The 17,191-nt window shown below is 40.5% G+C and carries 15 protein-coding genes; 6 read left to right on the top strand and 9 right to left on the bottom strand.

Annotated features, from left to right (window positions below; translation table 11 throughout):
• Positions 1-12 precede the first annotated feature (12 nt).
• Positions 13-1,293, bottom strand: a complete 1,281-nt coding sequence (locus N780_RS08530) for a PucR family transcriptional regulator (RefSeq protein ID WP_036782433.1) — start codon at positions 1,291-1,293, stop codon at positions 13-15.
• Between the two features lie 221 nt (positions 1,294-1,514).
• On the opposite strand from N780_RS08530, the gene N780_RS08525 reads away from it, so the two are divergent.
• Positions 1,515-1,931: a VOC family protein gene (locus tag N780_RS08525; protein WP_036782431.1), complete on the top strand. Its 417-nt coding sequence runs from the start codon at positions 1,515-1,517 to the stop codon at positions 1,929-1,931.
• 48 nt (positions 1,932-1,979) lie between these two features.
• Here the strand turns inward: N780_RS08525 and pruA are convergent, their stop codons facing one another.
• Entirely contained in the window at positions 1,980-3,527 is a 1,548-nt protein-coding gene (pruA, locus tag N780_RS08520; protein WP_036782429.1) for an L-glutamate gamma-semialdehyde dehydrogenase, read from the bottom strand.
• Positions 3,528-3,570: 43 nt separating this feature from the next.
• A complete protein-coding gene (locus N780_RS08515) occupies positions 3,571-4,488 on the bottom strand; it encodes a proline dehydrogenase family protein (RefSeq protein ID WP_036782426.1) in 918 nt (305 codons plus the stop codon).
• A 1,104-nt stretch (positions 4,489-5,592) separates the two neighbouring features.
• On the opposite strand from N780_RS08515, the gene spxA reads away from it, so the two are divergent.
• Positions 5,593-5,988, top strand: a complete 396-nt coding sequence (spxA, locus tag N780_RS08505) for a transcriptional regulator SpxA (RefSeq protein ID WP_036782420.1) — start codon at positions 5,593-5,595, stop codon at positions 5,986-5,988.
• 77 nt (positions 5,989-6,065) lie between these two features.
• Here spxA and N780_RS08500 read toward each other — a convergent pair whose 3' ends face one another.
• Genes N780_RS08500 through N780_RS08490 form a run of 3 tightly spaced genes read right to left on the bottom strand, consistent with a single transcriptional unit; the run spans position 6,066 to position 8,232 of the window.
• Entirely contained in the window at positions 6,066-6,782 is a 717-nt protein-coding gene (locus N780_RS08500) for an amino acid ABC transporter ATP-binding protein (protein WP_036782417.1), read from the bottom strand.
• Entirely contained in the window at positions 6,775-7,422 is a 648-nt protein-coding gene (locus tag N780_RS08495) for an amino acid ABC transporter permease (RefSeq protein WP_036782414.1), read from the bottom strand. The genes N780_RS08500 and N780_RS08495 overlap by 8 nt, the downstream gene beginning before the upstream one ends.
• A gap of 18 nt (positions 7,423-7,440) precedes the next feature.
• Positions 7,441-8,232: a transporter substrate-binding domain-containing protein gene (locus N780_RS08490; RefSeq protein WP_036782411.1), complete on the bottom strand. Its 792-nt coding sequence runs from the start codon at positions 8,230-8,232 to the stop codon at positions 7,441-7,443.
• Between the two features lie 538 nt (positions 8,233-8,770).
• On the opposite strand from N780_RS08490, the gene N780_RS08485 reads away from it, so the two are divergent.
• Complete coding sequence (locus N780_RS08485) at positions 8,771-10,474, top strand: M3 family oligoendopeptidase (RefSeq protein WP_036782408.1); 1,704 nt, start codon at positions 8,771-8,773, stop codon at positions 10,472-10,474.
• 46 nt (positions 10,475-10,520) lie between these two features.
• Here N780_RS08485 and N780_RS08480 read toward each other — a convergent pair whose 3' ends face one another.
• Entirely contained in the window at positions 10,521-10,871 is a 351-nt protein-coding gene (locus tag N780_RS08480; RefSeq protein ID WP_036782405.1) for a VOC family protein, read from the bottom strand.
• Positions 10,872-11,629: 758 nt separating this feature from the next.
• Between N780_RS08480 and N780_RS08470 the strand changes: the two genes are divergently transcribed.
• Positions 11,630-12,262, top strand: a complete 633-nt coding sequence (locus tag N780_RS08470; RefSeq protein WP_036782399.1) for a LysE family translocator — start codon at positions 11,630-11,632, stop codon at positions 12,260-12,262.
• A 70-nt stretch (positions 12,263-12,332) separates the two neighbouring features.
• Positions 12,333-13,091: a YqcI/YcgG family protein gene (locus N780_RS08465; protein WP_036782397.1), complete on the top strand. Its 759-nt coding sequence runs from the start codon at positions 12,333-12,335 to the stop codon at positions 13,089-13,091.
• A 135-nt stretch (positions 13,092-13,226) separates the two neighbouring features.
• Here N780_RS08465 and N780_RS08460 read toward each other — a convergent pair whose 3' ends face one another.
• Positions 13,227-14,540 (bottom strand): amino acid permease, encoded by a 1,314-nt coding sequence (locus N780_RS08460; protein WP_036782394.1) that lies wholly within the window; start codon positions 14,538-14,540, stop codon positions 13,227-13,229.
• Positions 14,541-14,673: 133 nt separating this feature from the next.
• Here N780_RS08460 and N780_RS08455 point away from each other — a divergent pair, with 133 nt between their 5' ends.
• On the top strand, positions 14,674-15,618 hold the full coding sequence (locus tag N780_RS08455; protein ID WP_036782391.1) for an arginine deiminase family protein: 945 nt from the start codon (positions 14,674-14,676) through the stop codon (positions 15,616-15,618).
• A 45-nt stretch (positions 15,619-15,663) separates the two neighbouring features.
• On the opposite strand, the gene N780_RS08450 is transcribed toward N780_RS08455, so the two are convergent.
• Positions 15,664-16,896 (bottom strand): dicarboxylate/amino acid:cation symporter, encoded by a 1,233-nt coding sequence (locus N780_RS08450; protein WP_036782388.1) that lies wholly within the window; start codon positions 16,894-16,896, stop codon positions 15,664-15,666.
• Positions 16,897-17,191: the final 295 nt, after the last annotated feature.

Below are 17,191 nucleotides of genomic sequence, written 5' to 3'. Positions count from 1 at the left end.
GCATCCGCTTCTTTATTCTTTCAAATGAACTGAAATGGCTTCCCGATATCGTTTATAGTAACCAGGTACATTATTTAAGAGAAGCAGTTCTGTGTATAAATAGCTTTTCATATTGAAATCTTGTAAATTGATATTTGTTAGATCTAATATTTGCTTTAATCGATAGTTCAACGTATTTGGATGGATAAACAATTCTGATGCTGTTTGCTTTCCTTTCCCATTATTGGCCAAATACACCTCAAGGGTTTCCAACAAGTTGGTCTGTCCCTCGGTATCTTTTTTCATTAATACAAGAAGGTCTTCACTGAAATAATCCTCAGAACTATTCTTCTCATAGAGAGTAGCCAAGTATCTGTAAACTCCTAACTTAGCAAATTCTCTTGGCATGGTTTCTGGCCTTGGTTCAATAAAGTTAGCCGTTTCAATGACCTCAAGGGCTTCTAAGAAACTCTTTCTTACATCTATTAACTTCGTATATTCTTTTCCAAGACCAATCATGAAGTAATAAAAAGAGTCACCATCAAGAGACTGTTTCACTTCTTCAATAAACGCTCTCCCTGTATCTGTCGCACTAAACGGGTCACTCGCTCTCCCATGAACAAACATTACAATTTGAAATTCTGTCTTTAAGAACTGAATATCCTGTCGTAAAGGAGAGTGGATCACTAGATCCTTTAACGTTCCTAACAGCTCATTGTGTTGCGGGTCAGTTATGGAGAAGATTAATACCGCACACCTCTCAGGCAACTTTAGCTTCACTTGTTTTGAATCATGTCTGAATTGCGTCTCGCTCCCATACTCATGATGGATAAGTTTCCACAATAATTCATCCTTACGCCCCTCTTTTACATTGACTCGTGAATAAGCATCGTAAATCAGTTTCCCGATATGCGATGTAATTTCCTCTAAAAACACCAGGTCTTCTTCTTTTAATAAAGACGTGGACTCTTGCACCCAAATGTACCCCATCGTGTGACCTAAGTGTTTTGCAGCAATTACAATGCGCTGGTAAAAGCCAAGTTCCTCAATCGGTTCTATGCGAATAGGCTCTGGTTTACTTTCTACTTTTTGGACGATTCCCTCTTTCTTCAAACGATCAATAATAAAAACGGGACATTTCTTAGACAGAATCGTCTTCTGTTGAGTTTGGTCAAATTCTTCAAATGAAGAACTATATGCGATTAATTCAAAGTTTTTACTTTCAACAATGACTGGTTTATCAAGCTTCGAGCTAATAAACTCTGTCGCTTTATGTATATCCTCAGTCTGAAAAATGAGCTCCTTTTGATCCATAGTTCATCCCTTACCTTTCAAAGCGGTGTCGAACAAGAAAACCTAATGTTCATTATAGCGACTTTTCTCACAAAAGGGAAAGGCGATGTTGCAGAGTATTAATAGTCTTTTTAATATTCAGTTTATATTATCTGAAATCATGATGTATGAAAATACTTTAAGAACAGTACATAGGGACATTATGATACAATGGTTCCACTAATGAGACGAGGAGAATTAATATGGAGAAACATTTGGATCATATCGGCGTAGCCGTTCGAAATATAGAAGAAAGTATTCATTTTTATGAAAACGTGTTAGGTGCAACAATGATTGACCGTTATCGCAGTGAAGCAATCGGAGTTGAAAGTGAGATCGCCATTATGGATGTTAACGGATTTCGTACCGAGCTTTTAATGCCAACGAATAATACGACTTCACCTATTGCCCGGTTCATTAAACAAAAAGGAAAAGGCGTTCATCATGTGGCTTATCAAGTAGATGATTTGGATGAGGCTATAAAAGAACTAGAAGAAAATGGCATTCGCATTTTAGAAGGAAGCTTACGCACCAACAAGCATGGTAGACGATTAATTTACGTTAACCCAGCGGATACAGAAGGAACGATTGTGGAGTACTGCGACTATCCAAACCAATAAAGATACACACAAAAAAGCTTCTCACCTAGGTGAGAAGCTTTTTCTTTATTAATACATTTCAGAAATTGTTTTAGCTTGCATGTGGAGAGCGATATAATCTGGTCCACCGGCTTTAGAGTCCGTACCAGACATTTTGAATCCACCGAACGGCTGATAGCCAACAATAGCACCAGTACAGTTACGATTAAAGTAAAGGTTACCCACATGGAAGTCGCGAGCTGCGATTTCTAAGTGCTGGCGGTTATCAGAGATTACCGCTCCTGTTAAGCCGTATTCCGTATTGTTCGCAATCTCGATCGCTTCATCGAAGTCTTTCGCTTTTGTGAAGCAAACAACTGGTCCAAAGATCTCCTCTTGTTGCATACGGGAATTAGGCGCAAGGTCTGCAAAAATCGTTGGCTCAATAAAGTAACCTTTGGAATCATCGCCTTTACCACCTATCATTAGACGCCCTTCTTCTTTTCCTACTTCCATATAGGACATAATCTTGTCATATGCAGACTGGTCTACAACTGGTCCCATATAAACGTTTGATTCTGCTGCGTTCCCTACAGAAAGTTCTTTCGTACGAGCTACAACACGCTCTAGTACTTCATCGTACACATCTTGGTGCACGACAGCACGTGAACCAGAAGAACATTTCTGTCCTGAGAATCCAAACGCTGAAACAATGATGGCCTCTACAGCAGTATCAATGTTGGCTTCCTTGTCAACGACAACAGTGTCCTTACCACCCATTTCAGCAATGACTTGCTTCAGATGGTTTTGACCATTTTGGCGTACAGAGGCTTTCTCCATTATACGAAGGCCAACGTCACGAGAACCTGTGAAGGAGATTAGAGCAGTCTTTGGATGTTCAATCAAATAGTCTCCAACTTCTCCACCGCTTCCTGGTACGAAGTTTAGAACACCTTTAGGAAGTCCTGCTTCTTCTAAAATTTCAACAAATTTCGCCGCGATTACCGGGCTGTTACTTGCTGGCTTCATAACCACTGTGTTTCCTGCTACTAGAGGTGCCACAGTCGTACCAGCCATAATGGCAAGGGCCAGGTTCCATGGCGGAATTACTACCGTTACACCGATTGGCTGATAAACGTAGCGGTTACGTTCGCCTGGACGGCTCTCAACGTGCTTCCCTTTATCAATTTCTAACATTTGGCGAGCATAATATTCTAGAAAGTCAATAGCTTCTGCTGTATCTGCGTCTGCTTCTTTCCAAGGCTTACCTACTTCATAAACGAGATAAGCGGAAAGTTCATGCTTGCGTCGACGCATAATAGCGGAGGCACGAAGTAAAAGTCCTGCACGCGCTTCAGCTGACCATTTTCTCCAAGATTCGAATGAATTAGAAGCAGCTTGCATCGCTTTTTCAGCAAGCTCTTGAGTAGCCTTTGATACACGTCCAACAACTTGTTCTGTATTAGCAGGGTTTGTGGAAACGATGTGATTATCCGTTAAGATGCGTTCTCCGTCCACAAGTAAATGGTGGTCCTGGCCAAGCTGGCCTTTTACCTGCTGCAAAGCATCCTCAAAAGCCTTCTTATTTTCTTTAACTGTGAAATCTGTGAATGGTTCGTGTTTGTACGGTTGTACCATCATTCATTTCCCCTTCCTCTTCGTTATTTAAGCAGTAGCTAATTTATTTACTAAAGAGCCCTTTCACCGCAAAAGCGATGTTCGCCGGGCGCTCTGCTAACCTTCTCATGAAATATCCATACCAGTCTTCTCCATAAGGGAGATAGACCCGAACTTTGTATCCTTCCTGCAGAAGATCAAGCTGCATTTGATTTCTCATGCCATAAAGCATTTGAAATTCAAATTGATCTTTTGGAATATTGTTCTTCTCAACAAAGTCCTTTGTAAACTCAATCATAGCCTCATCATGTGACGCAATCGCTGTGTAATTCCCATTTAACAAGTGCTTGGCAATTAACTTTTTCAAGTTATCATCCACCATTGACTTTTCCGTAAAAGCTACTTTCCCAGATTCCTTGTAAGCACCTTTCACAAGACGCAAGTATGCGTTATAGTCGCTTAATTCCTCAACGTCTTGGTTTGAACGGAATAGATACGATTGAATGACAGTACCAAGATTGTCATAGTCTTTTTTGAAGTATTTATACAACTCCAGCGTCTTCTCTGTTCTAGAAGAATCCTCCATATCGATTGTTACAACCACATCATATTGCTTTGCTGCATCTAATATGCGTGTCATATTTTCATAGACAAGTTCGCGGCTGATATCGAGACCAAGTGAGGTCAACTTCAAACTTAGCTGCGTGTTCAACTGATGGTTATGAATAGCTTGGATCGTACTTATGCATTCTTCGGCACGCTCTCTAGCTTCCGCTTCTGAGTTCACGTATTCACCGAGATGATCCACCGTTACATGCAGCCCCTGACTATTCAACTGTTGGATTAATGGAATGGCCTGGTCAAACGACTCTCCCCCCACAATCTTATCCGCTCCCAGACGCGGCCCCCATTTCTTGGCCATCTTGTCGAGTACTGAACTATTGGATAATAATAAGAAGAAATTCTTACTTAACGCTTCCACGACCACCACACCCCTTCATCGTTGATGTAACGATTTCTTTAGATTAAAGAGATACATTTATTGTGCTAAATGTTTTTCTATTAAGAAAATTATAACTTTTATAGTGACTATACCACAACGTGCCCATGCCACAAACTTCAGCCAAAAATTTTGTGGTTTATACACAACCGCCCCTGAAAGCGCTTTACCACCTATGATGTGTACCCCGATTCACCATAGATAAACATAAGTTTTCGAATTATCCAGACACAACTCCGTGATCCCTTCTCTTTTCAGAAAAGGCAGGATTGTTGAGAGATAATGTTTCCGTTGACGCTAGTGTGGATTAAGGTGGGCCGGGAAACTACTCGCTTTCCGCGGGCGAGCTGTCGAGCCTCCTCACTCACTTTGTTCGCTCCGGGGTCTCGTCTACCTCTTTCTCCCGCAGGAGTCTCGCAGTTCCCCGGCCCACCTTTGCCATATATGAAGGAACGGAAACATGCCATATAGGGAAAAGTGAGCTTTCCTCTATACCCTCTAAGGGGGGCCGTTTAGCCTCTTTATGCCAGGGCTTGCTCGGGGACTGCGAGACTCCCGCGGGGGAAGGAGCCTAGGGGAGACCCCACAGAGAGCGACAGCGAACGAGGAGGCTTCCCAGCTCACCGCAGGAAAGCGAGTTGTCCCCGAGCAAGCCCAAGCACTCATAATTGCAGGCATCCCCCTACATAATAAAATGTCTCAGCTTCAAGTCTTCAACATAAGGCGGCTTATCAGGAAAAGTAGAATATTGGATCATTATTAATAAATTAACTATCTCAAATTAAAGATATTTATGTTACAATCTAATCACGGCGAAAACAGCCGGGTGTGCCATTGATGCATACCTTAATCACATAACGGGTATTAAACAAGCATATGCAAGAAAAATAGCCTATGACTTTATCATACTTTCACATCAAAAGGTGAGGAACATATTCCCTCAATTTTGGGAGAAATATCATTTTGCCCAGTTTCATACCAAGTGGTATACTTGGGAATGCAAGTTGACTTACGTCCACCCTGATTTATATGATGGAAAGTAAGAAAGTAAGGTAACATTCAAATGACCATTAGGAGGTTCATTGCATGATTACACTTTATTTATCTCCAAGTTGTACATCTTGCCGTAAAGCGAAAGCGTGGTTTGAGGAACATAACTTAGAGTACACAGAACGCAACATTTTCTCTGAACCTTTATCTGCAGACGAAGTTAAAGAAATCGTTCGTATGACAGAAGATGGGACGAAAGAAATTATTTCTGAACGTTCAAAGGTATTTAAAGAGTTAGATGTAGATTTAGATGATTTAACAATGCGTGAACTTTATGAGTTAATCGAGCAGAACCCAAGCATTTTGAAGCGTCCGATTATGCTTGATGAGAAGCGTCTGCAAGTTGGCTTTAACGAAGATGAGATTCGCAGTTTCCTCCCACGCAAAGTTCGCACATATCAGCTTGAAGAAGCTTTACAAAATGCTAACTAATTCTCCGGATTGGTACCGCCTTTGTATTAGATAATACCAAAAAGCCCTCTATATTAAATAGAGGGCTTTCCTTATGATTAAAGAACTTTCTGTAAGAAAGACTGCGCTCTTTCAGTTGAAGGAGTATTAAAGAATTGAATAGGTGTTGTTTCTTCTACTACAGCTCCCTGATCAAGGAAGATAATCCGATCGGCTACTTCACGTGCAAAAGCCATTTCATGAGTCACAATAACCATGGTCATCCCCGTGCTCGCGAGTTGCTTCATAACATCCAAAACTTCTTTTACCATTTCTGGGTCGAGCGCTGATGTAGGCTCGTCAAAAAGCATAATCTCTGGATGCATAGCAAGTGCTCTTGCAATAGCAACCCTTTGTTTCTGTCCACCTGATAGTTGATTCGGGTAACTATTTGCTTTATCGGATAACCCCACAGTTTCAAGTAGCTTCATGGCATTCTCTTCAGCCTCTTTTTTGCTCTTTCCATGTGTCTCCATAGGAGCAAAGGTGATATTCTGAAGCACGGTCATATGAGGGAAGAGATGAAAGTGCTGAAACACCATGCCTGTTTTCTCACGTATTTGAGTCACATTTTGTTCATTGAGTTGTGTCCCATCAATATAAACTTGGCCTTCTGTTGGTTGTTCTAATCCATTTAAACAACGGAGAAAAGTTGATTTACCAGACCCAGATGGTCCAATCACTGCAACTACTTCCTTCTTGTTAATCTCTGTTGAAATATTATTTAGAACAGGCATCTTCTTAAATGTTTTAGATAATTGATTTACTTTAATCACTGTAACTCAACCTTCTTTCTACCCTAGACCCGTACATCTCTAGCATCCGAACCATAAGGAAATATAAGATTAATGGGATGGTTAAGGCTCCAATATAGTTGTAGGTATCAGCTGCTACAATTTGTCCTCTGCGCATAATATCTGATACACCAATAACAGAAATAACAGCCGATTCTTTTAGTAACATAATGCCTTCATTCATTAAAGCAGGTAAAATGTGTTTAATAGCTTGTGGCAAAATAATTTTTCGCATTGCCTTGAAATATGGGATATTGAGAGCTTTAGCTGCTTCAAATTGACCTTTATCAACGGATTGAATACCAGCTCTGATGATTTCAGAAATATAGGCAGCAGAGTTCAACGAAAACGCGATTACACCTGCGACGAACGGCTCAATGTTCCAAGGTGTTACTTGCGGAATGACATAATAGATATAGACAAGTTGCAGGATAAGAGGTGTCCCTCGGAAGAATGCTGTATAGGCACCTGCGATTTTCCCTAATGCTTTACTTTTACCAAGTTTCGCAAGAGCCACTCCAATTCCTAGTATGAATCCTATAACTCCAGATAGTAAGACGAATTTTAATGTTATGAGAATCCCCTCTAATATAAAGGGGATTGATGGGATAATCTCTTCCATACCGTTCCACTCCTTGCCTTATTCAGACTTTCCTCCGTTTTCAAACCATTTCTTAATAAGTTCATCCATTTTGCCGCTTTCTTTCATCTTTTCAATTTCTTCATTAAATTCTTCAACTAGCTCACTGTCGTCAGGGAATGCTGCCGCAGAACCCTTAGAAGTGTTTGGATCAAGGATGAACTGAGTTAGCTTTTCATTTTTTTCTAGATAGCCGCTTGTGACACTATCTTCGATAATAGCTGCATCTATACGTCCTGTCTTCAGCTCTTCTACAAGTTGAGGAATTAAGTCACGTTGAATGACTTCAATACCTTCGTATTCTTCTTGAAGTTCTTTGGCTTTACCTTCTTGAATCGAACCAAGCTGTACTCCGATCTTCTTTCCTTGTAGATCACTTAATTCTTCTATTGAAGTATCCTCCATTGAAACTACCGCATTATGCGCTTCGTAATAAATATCTGAGAAATCAACTTGCTTTTCACGTTTCTCATTTGGAGACATTCCTGCAAAGACGAAATCTACTTTGTTACTATTAAGAGCTGCAATCAACCCGCTAAAGTCCATGTTTTCGATCTTCAACTCATAACCCAATTCCTCTGTAATGTGTTTGGCTATATCAATATCGAACCCGACAATTTCATCACTATTAGCTGTATCTATAAATTCAAAAGGTTTATAGTCAGCCGATGTTCCCATAACCAATGTTTTCTTCCCGTCTTCTCCTTCACCATTAGCCGCTTCAGAACTGCCACACGCTGCAAGAACAACCATCGTTGCCATAATTGATAATATAAGTGCAAATTTCTTCATTATTGCCGCCCCCTGTTAATGTATGTTTATTAGATATTATGTATAATAACACATAAAACACGAAGTAAATACCCTTTTTATAAATTTTTATACAAAAAGATGCATCCCTTATACAGAAGAAGATGGGGACTTAATATTTAAAACACTTATAAGAAAACGCTTAACATACTTATATAGAGGCACATTACTGGCTGGAATTAAACTAAAAAGTACTAGTTTTTGTATTGTCTCAGATAATGTTTTACTTGATTTTTATTCACTCCAAATAGCCCCCCCTTAATATGAAAGGCTCAAAACTGTTTGTGAGTTTATTTCACCAAATATGGTATTTTTCCGTTCTCCCTAATTTGGCAAGGTGGGACTGGAAACTGCGAGACTCCCGTGGGCAGAAGAGCCTAGGTGAGCCACAGGAAAGCGAGTGGTTTCCAGGCCCACCTTACACTCAACTAAAGCATACGGAAACATTCTCTAGCCTATATTTTTGGAATTTTCTGTTTCATGATAAAATACAGAAGGAGCTACTAAAGGAGGAACCGAGATGTCGACTTTTTATCAAGAACGATATGATTTTTCACAACCAGAAACAATCGAGTCTGAATTAAATAGACTCGTGCAAGAACCCATCGATTCAGTAGAGAAATTAGAATCATGGATACTTGATCAAGCTCAAGTCTTTGATGCGATTGATGAAGGACTGAGAGGTCACTACATTGATTTTCAATGTCACAGTGATAGCCCTGAAGCGAAACGGGCCATAGAACGGGACCAGGAGAAGATTGAACCACTCCTTAAACGATACCGAGCATTACTAGACCAAAAATTCGTTGACTCCCCTCACAAAAAGGAACTAGATGCTACTACATACGGTCGATTTATAAAGATGAAGGAAAATGCATTGGAATTATTTCGAGAAGAAAACATTGATATTGAAGTCGAAGAAGACCGATTAACGAATCAATACTTTGAGATTACTGGAAGCATCACAGTGAATTGGCACGGGGAAGAAAAAACGCTCAGTCAAATGAGTCCTTATTTACAAGATCCGAATAGAGAAATCAGAAAAGAAGCCTTCACGCATATGAACGAAGCAAGACTACAGCATAAGGATCAACTGCAATCGATTATGGATCAGCTTATTTCACTACGGGAGAAAAAAGCGAAAAATGCAGATTTAAACAATTTTACTGAGTATATGTTTAAAGAATATGAGCGATTTGATTACACGCCTGAAGATTGTAAAGAACTGGCGAGATCGATTCAGGAGCATGTTGTTCCTTTAAAGAATGAATTAATGAATAAAGAAAAGGACCGCCTCAAAGTGGATACGTTGAAGCCTTGGGATTTAAACGCATCACCATCAGGCCAGAATCCTCTTAAACCTTTTAAGACGTCTGAAGAACTCATAAACAAATCTTCTTCGATCTTTACGAAGCTCGATGCGTCATTTGCCCACTTACTATCTGATATGAACCAAAAAGGAACGCTTGACCTCGATACGCGTAAAGGGAAATCCCCAGGTGGATTTTGCGATTTCCTTCCACTATCTAGAGTCTCGTTTATCTTTATGAATGCTGATACCTCTCATGATGATATGATTACGCTTCTACATGAAATGGGACATTGTATCCATAATAGCCGAAGTCAGGATATCCAAATCCCTTCTTACCGTGAAGCTCCGATGGAAAGTGCTGAACTTGCCAGTATGACCATGGAACTTCTGACGATGGATTACTGGAACCACTTCTATGACAATGAGGAAGAATTGCTACGTGCGAAGCGGGAGCAATTGGAAGGTATCATTCACTTCCTCCCTATCGGTATTGTGATTGATCAGTTCCAGCACTGGTTATACGAGAATCCTAACCACACCGCTCAAGAACGTAACGAAAAATTTAAAGAACTGAAACAATCATTCGGAGGCCAGCAAGTAGACTGGTCCGAGAATGAGGAGGTATTAGAGAATAACTGGCTGAAAGTCCTTCATATATTTGAAGTTCCATTCTATTATGTGGAATATGTCATTGCTCAGCTTGGCGCTGTCCAAATGTACAAACAGTACAAAGAGAATCCGACACAAGCACTTGAAAGCTACAAATATGCTCTATCACTTGGAAATACGAAATCACTAAACGAAGTATACAAAGCTGCTGGCATCTCATTTGATTTCTCAGCAGAGATGATTCAAGAGTTAATGGCATTTATCAGTGACGAACTTAAAGCGCTGGAATCCTCACACGCTTAGATAAAAAATAGAAAGCCCATTCCTTTATAAAGGAGTGGGCTTAACTTTACGTTTGAATCGTTGAAATAATTGTTATCGGCATCCCGTTTGGAGCCTGTAACGAATAGATCTTCTCCCCATGTTCTTCAATAGGTCCATGAACCTCTACCCCTTGTTCTTTTGCGAAAGATGCAAATTCATCCGCCTCATCAACTACAATTTGAAGCATAGTTAAAGCATTCATACACTCATTTTTATGCCAAAACTCAAGCCAGCTCCCTCCTGCCTTAAAAATTCCCCCTCGGTAGTCCTCAGTATCACTCCACGAATTCTCCAAGCCTAGTTTATGTTGAAAAAAATCCACCATCTCATCACTTTTCTCCGATACATCCACATACCGAAACCCTAGTACCTTCATACAGGACCCACCCCTTCAGTTATAATAATTACGCTCATTAAAGATTATACTCCCCATTTAAGCTGAATTGTAAAATAGGGATGTTAACTTATCTCTTCTAAGCAAAAGGCTTTGTTAATGTTTATTGTTTATTTTCATTTAATCCATATAAGCCCCCTTATATGGAAGGCTCGAGGTTGCTCAGCTAAAAGGGCCGTTACGTTTATGAGTGCTTGGGCTTGCTCGGGGACAACTCGCTTTCCTGCGGGGAGCTGGGAAGCCTCCTCGTTCGCTTTCGCTCTCTGCGGGGTCTTCCCTAGGCTCCTTATCCCGCGGGAGTCTCGCAGTCCCCGAGCAAGCCCTGGCCATAAAGATATGAACGGCTCCCCAGTTTACATCAGGAGATCTGGCGCCTCTATATATGGCATGTTTTCGTTCACACTTATATGGCAAAGGTGGGACTGGAAACTGCGAGACTCCCGTGGGCAGAAGAGCCTAGGTGAGACCCCGGAAGCCGGCGTGCCGGGTGAGGAGGCTCACCAGCTCCCCACAGGAAAGCGAGTAGTCTCCAGTCCCACCTTACACTCAATTAAAGCAAACGGAAACATTCTCTCAAATTCGAGTCTTCAAGATTACTACCCTCATCTTAAACAAGCTTGTTATAAAGGTTAACAACATTAACCTTTAACAGAGCTAAGTAAAAAAGAACTCCTTCAAAGGTATATCAGCGTCACTCTGTCGAATATACTAGTACGAATAAGTGGACAAGGTGGGACTTTATGAATATCTTTTTTAGTTACATATTACTCGGACTTTCTTTATCTGCACCAATGGGGCCCATCAATGCAGCTCAGCTAGATAAGGGAATTCGATTTGGTTTTTGGCATGCCTGGCTTGTGGGAGTCGGGGGTATGGTCGCCGATGGGGTATTTATGCTGCTTATTTATTTTGGAGTGGCTCAATTCATTGATACGCCTCTTTTAAGGGCATTTTTGTGGTCATTTGGATTTTTTGTTCTTTGTTATACAGGAATCGAAAGTATTATCAAGTCAAAATCTCCTTCAGTTGAACGTCAGGAAACACGAGGAGAAACGCTTGGAAAGTCGTTTCGGACTGGCTTCTTGATGGCGATCTCTAACCCATTAAGCATTTTGTTCTGGCTCGGGATTTACGGTTCTATTTTAGCCCAGACAACAGATCAATATGGACCTTATCAACTACTCATTTATAGCCTTGGTATTTTCCTCGGCATTACCATTTGGGATCTTACGATGGCAGGTCTTGCAACAGGCACCCGTCGACTAGTGAGTTCAGGGGTTCAACGTGTTATTTCCATCATTTCCGGTGTCGTATTAATCGGATTCGGTCTTTACTTCGGAATACAGGCGTTTCGTCTTTTGTTTGGAGTATAGACAGACACCCATTCTCCCTTTTCTTAATAGGATAACCGTGTAAATCCTTAAGGAGAGGTTGTTTATAGAAGTGAATTTATATACAAAGAGCTGGATAGAGAGAAATAATAAAGAACTAGAACCTTGGCAACAAGACGCCTATCATGACTTCTCTTCAATGCTTTTGAACGAGGAATCTCCTTACCCATGCGTCCCAGGCAAACAAGGGTTTGTGGGTGACATGTTACGATTTGGTTTTGTTAAAGACATTACAAGTAAAGAAAGCGCCACTCATATTGCTAATCTGCTGAAAGAATACGGAACCATTTCAAGAGAAACAGGAATGTACGCCTCACTCGTGATTCTCTCTGATTCGAGAGATCTACAACGTAATGAGACTACCATTGAAGAGTACGAAGAGATTTTTTGGACACTTTTAAGCGATGTGCACAAGGTCGACGAAACACCGTGGCCTGAGGGCATTCCCAAAGACCCTCATCACACGGCTTGGGAATTTTGTTTTGATGGAGAACCCTATTTCGCGTTTTGCGCAACTCCTGCTCATACTTTTAGAAAAAGCAGGCATTCTTCTTATTTTTTACTGGCTTTTCAACCGAGGTGGGTTTTTGATCAAATCAACGCCTCTACAACTCTTGGTCAAAAGTTAAAGAAAGTCATTCGAAAGCGTCTTGTAGACTATGACGAAATGGACGCGCACCCGAGTCTGATGTGGTATGGTCAGGAAGAAAACTACGAATGGAAACAATACTTCCTTCGTGATGATGACACCACCCCATCAAAATGCCCGTTTATGAGGATGAAGAACAAGTTAAAAAGTATACGTCATTAGTTACCTTTAACCCCACCTACTTTGGTGAAAAGGGGGATTCGCGGAAACGATGTCCGTTATAGAGAATTTATTTCGTAATTTGCTCAAATGTCCTCTCCCCCTTTCACCGCTAATTACAAATTTCCTTCCCCCTCCTTACTCAGCCCCATGACGTCCTCTTCTTTCTTTCAACCAAGTGGCAGTTGCGATGAACAATAAAAAGAGAAGGCTGACAAAAAAACCTTTCCGGCTAACAGGATCCCATAATGTGCCCGTAATAGCTGCTAATATAAGGACAAAAGAAAATATAAACAAAATTGTATCCTTAACTCCTTTGGCCATTAACTTTCTATACGAAAATAGAATGAAAATCCACGTATACAAAAGCATGAGTCCAGCAGCTGTAGTCACATACTCAAATAACTTATCAGGCAACAGTAATGCAATGATAATAGAGGCAATCACAACAAGCGTAATTAATGTAAAAGCCGGCAGTGGTACATTCCACTTGCTTTCTTTTGCAAACACCTTGGGAGCATCTCCTTCTTCTGCTAGCGTAACGAGCATTGTTGTGACTGCATACAGAGAAGCTACCATCGTTGAAAAGCCGGCTATAATAAGAACTGCATTAAACGCATGAGAAACATACGGCAAATTTAAACGTGCAAGTGATGTTAAAAAAGGACTTTCATCGGCGTTAACAGACGATAAAGGAGTGAGCTTTACGACTAAGAATATGGATAAGACATACAGGGCTGTTAATGAAGCCAACATAATCTTCCCCGATTTTGGTGCCTCTTTTGGATCCTTCATTTCCTTTGCCATTAACCCCATTACTTCAATCCCTCCAAAAGCATAAAAAGCATAGACCAGCGCGATCCATAACCCTGTAAAGCCGTGTGCAAACAAGTCTGTTTTCTCGGACCTATCAATCGACTCACCCATTTCAATCAGACCAAACAAAGCAGCTCCAGCTATGATCACAAACATCAAGATCGCAGCTACTTTCATGACTCCAAATACGTTCTCAACCTTCTCAACCTTCTCTACCCCAAGCAAAATAACGAAAAGACCAAGTCCTGAAAAAACAGCTGAAAAGATCCATAATGGAATAAAGGGAAACCAAAACTGAGCAAAAATCCCAAGAGCCGTTAGCTGACTCCCCATGATAAGCATTTCTGAAGACCAATATACCCAGCCATTACTAAAACCTGCCCAGCTTCCATATGCTTGCTTTGCATATGTACGGAAAGAGCCCTTTTCAGGGTGATGAGCCGTTAACTTTGCCAAGGATTGAAATACAATATAGGTTGCCATACCAGCTAAAAGGTAAGCTACTAAAACGGACCAACCTGCTTTCTGTATACTAATACTTGCACCTAAAAAATACCCTGTACCTATGATACAACCAACACCGATTAGGGACATTTGCCACCAGGTTAAATGCCCTTCCTTAGCTTCTTTGCTCACATTTTCACCCCTTCCTCATACAAGTTTGTTTTAGTTTTAGATAAACAGCTGAGAATATGTGTCTTGGGAATGAAATTAACGATTATGGCAATAGTAAGAAGCAGAATAAATCACATAATGGAAGGGGTAGCACATGGATATTAAGCCTAACTGCTGGAATGAGTACGACGAATTGAAGACAGTTCTCGTTTGTTCTCCTTCTGCATTGGACGTTGCAGACTCCCAAACAGCTACAGATGTGCAATGGGAAAAGCCTGTAGATCAAAAGAAAGCACATGAACATTTTCATAACCTTGTACATGCTATGGAGAGTCACGACATCAGAGTCATTGATTATTCGAGTTATTTATCCCGACAAGACGCACAACTTAGTCAACAACTTATCAATCGCTTCTTTGTTCGTGATCTGGCTTGCGTATTTGGAAACACTATCATTCCTGGTGAACCCGGCACTTCTATGAGACGACCTGAGTACATCCAGTCTCATTTCCTATTCCTTGATTGGTTTGGCCCTGATCGTTTTAAGATACAAGCTAATAACAAGGGCAAGGCTATAGAATATGGAGATCTCATGATATTGAATAAAGACGCCATAATCATTAATACTGGACTTCGCACAAGCTATGAAACGATTCAAGCAATGAAAGACCACATATTCAAAGCCGGCTTTTCTGAAATTGGTGTCATTGATCTTCCAAGAAGACCTGACACTCTTCATTTAGATATGAATAGCAATGTAGCAGCTAGGGATGTATTTCTTGCAAAAAGCTATATGAGGTATTTGCCTATCCAAGTCTTAACCGATAAACATTCTAGTTATCAAATGATGCAGGAATTCCTAAACCGGCACGAATACGATGTCGAGTGGACCAACGATATTAAACATACGGTTGCTGATATTAATTTCCTGAACCTTGATCCGGAAACGATTCTAATAAGCACGAAAGCAAACAAAAAGATTCTCAAAAACCATCCAAAGTTAAAGAAGAAGAAGCTCGTTGAAGTTGAGGTTGATGAACTAGAAAAAGGTGGCGGAGGAATAAGATGTATGACACTGCCATTTGAAAGAAGGTCATAAAAAAGCCAGGCTCTCCTATAAAGAGAACCTGGCTTCTTCTATTCGTTAAGCAGAGGCTTTATTTTCATGCTTCTTCTCTGTTTGATTAATAATAGATGTTCCGACTAGGTCGCCTGTTACGTTAAGTGCAGTCGCACCCATACCGACAAGAACATCAATCGAGGCTAGAACCGCTACAGCTTCCATAGGTAACCCAACTTGGGTGAATACAGTAGCAATCATGACAATACCAGCACCCGGGACACCTGCTGTGCCAATTGATGCAAGCGTACCAACAATGACAATCATTAACATGTCTGTGAATCCGAGCGTCATACCCGTATAGTTTGCTGCAAAGACTGCTGATACAGCAATACGAATCGCTGCACCGTCCATGTTAATGGTTGCTCCAAGCGGAAGGCTAAACCCATACAGACTCTTTGATAAACCCAAACGGTTAGCCGCATTTAACGTAACAGGTAGCGTACCTGAGCTACTCTGCGTCACAAACGCGGTAATCATTGGTGTACGAGCCTGAGAGAAGAATTCTTTTGGACTCATCTTAAATACAACCATTAAGACCGTATAAAGGACGATTTGTACAAGAATAGCAACATACAGAACAAGGACCATATTTCCAAGCGAAAGGATTGTGTCTAATCCTTGGTTTCCAACGGTCTGAGCAATAATCGCAAAGATTCCAATCGGGATATACTGAAGAATCACATTCATAATCTTAAATGTTGCTTCATTCAAACCATTGAATAGCTTATAAACATTCTCTCCAAGTTCTCCATGTTCCTCGGAGTTGCGAAGTGCAGAAATCGCAATACCAAATACAAGTGAAGTAAATATGATACCAAGTAAGTTCATTTCAGAAAATGCTGTTACAATATTTGTTGGGATAATATTTAATAACACGCTAGCTACACCTGGGTGCTCGTTAGCTTCGATCGTCTCATTCGTATCAACAGACAAACCAGAACCAGGGTCAAATAAACTTGCAACAAGCAGTCCGACTGTGATCGCTAGTGCAGACGTTGCTACATAGTAAAGGAACATCTTCCCTCCCATGCGTCCTAAGTTACCTACCCGCGTTTGGTTCACTCCTACAATTAACGTAAAGAATATGAGTGGAATGATGATAAATTTTAATAATCTCATTAACAAGTCGCCTAATGGCGCCAATACAGATGTTTGTTCACCAAAGATCAATCCTACGGTAATACCTACTATAAGTGCTACAGTTATTTTTACAATTAGAGATGCGTTCACATACCCTTTAAATAATCGACTCATAAACTCCCTCCCCTTTCCATTTATAATTATTCCTATCATTTTAATCGGCTTTATCGATTATTAAAATTACTAGAATTCTTCCTAATTGTCAAAGGTTTGTTTTTCCAAGTATATGTTGTTAAATGGTCACAATAACAGCCTTAGTGTAGCAATTCATTTATGAAAGTTAAATCTAAATGCTTAGAATGTATACATCTTGAATTCTAAATTCATTCAAGACAAAAGGCACAAGTTCTCCCATTAGAGAATTGTGCCTTTTCTACAAAAATTTATACCGTTATCCATAATAGCGTGA

It is taken from the genome of Pontibacillus chungwhensis BH030062 (genome assembly GCF_000770675.1).
Lineage (GTDB): Bacteria > Bacillota > Bacilli > Bacillales > BH030062 > Pontibacillus > Pontibacillus chungwhensis.
This window is presented reverse-complemented; position numbering and strand designations above follow the sequence as displayed.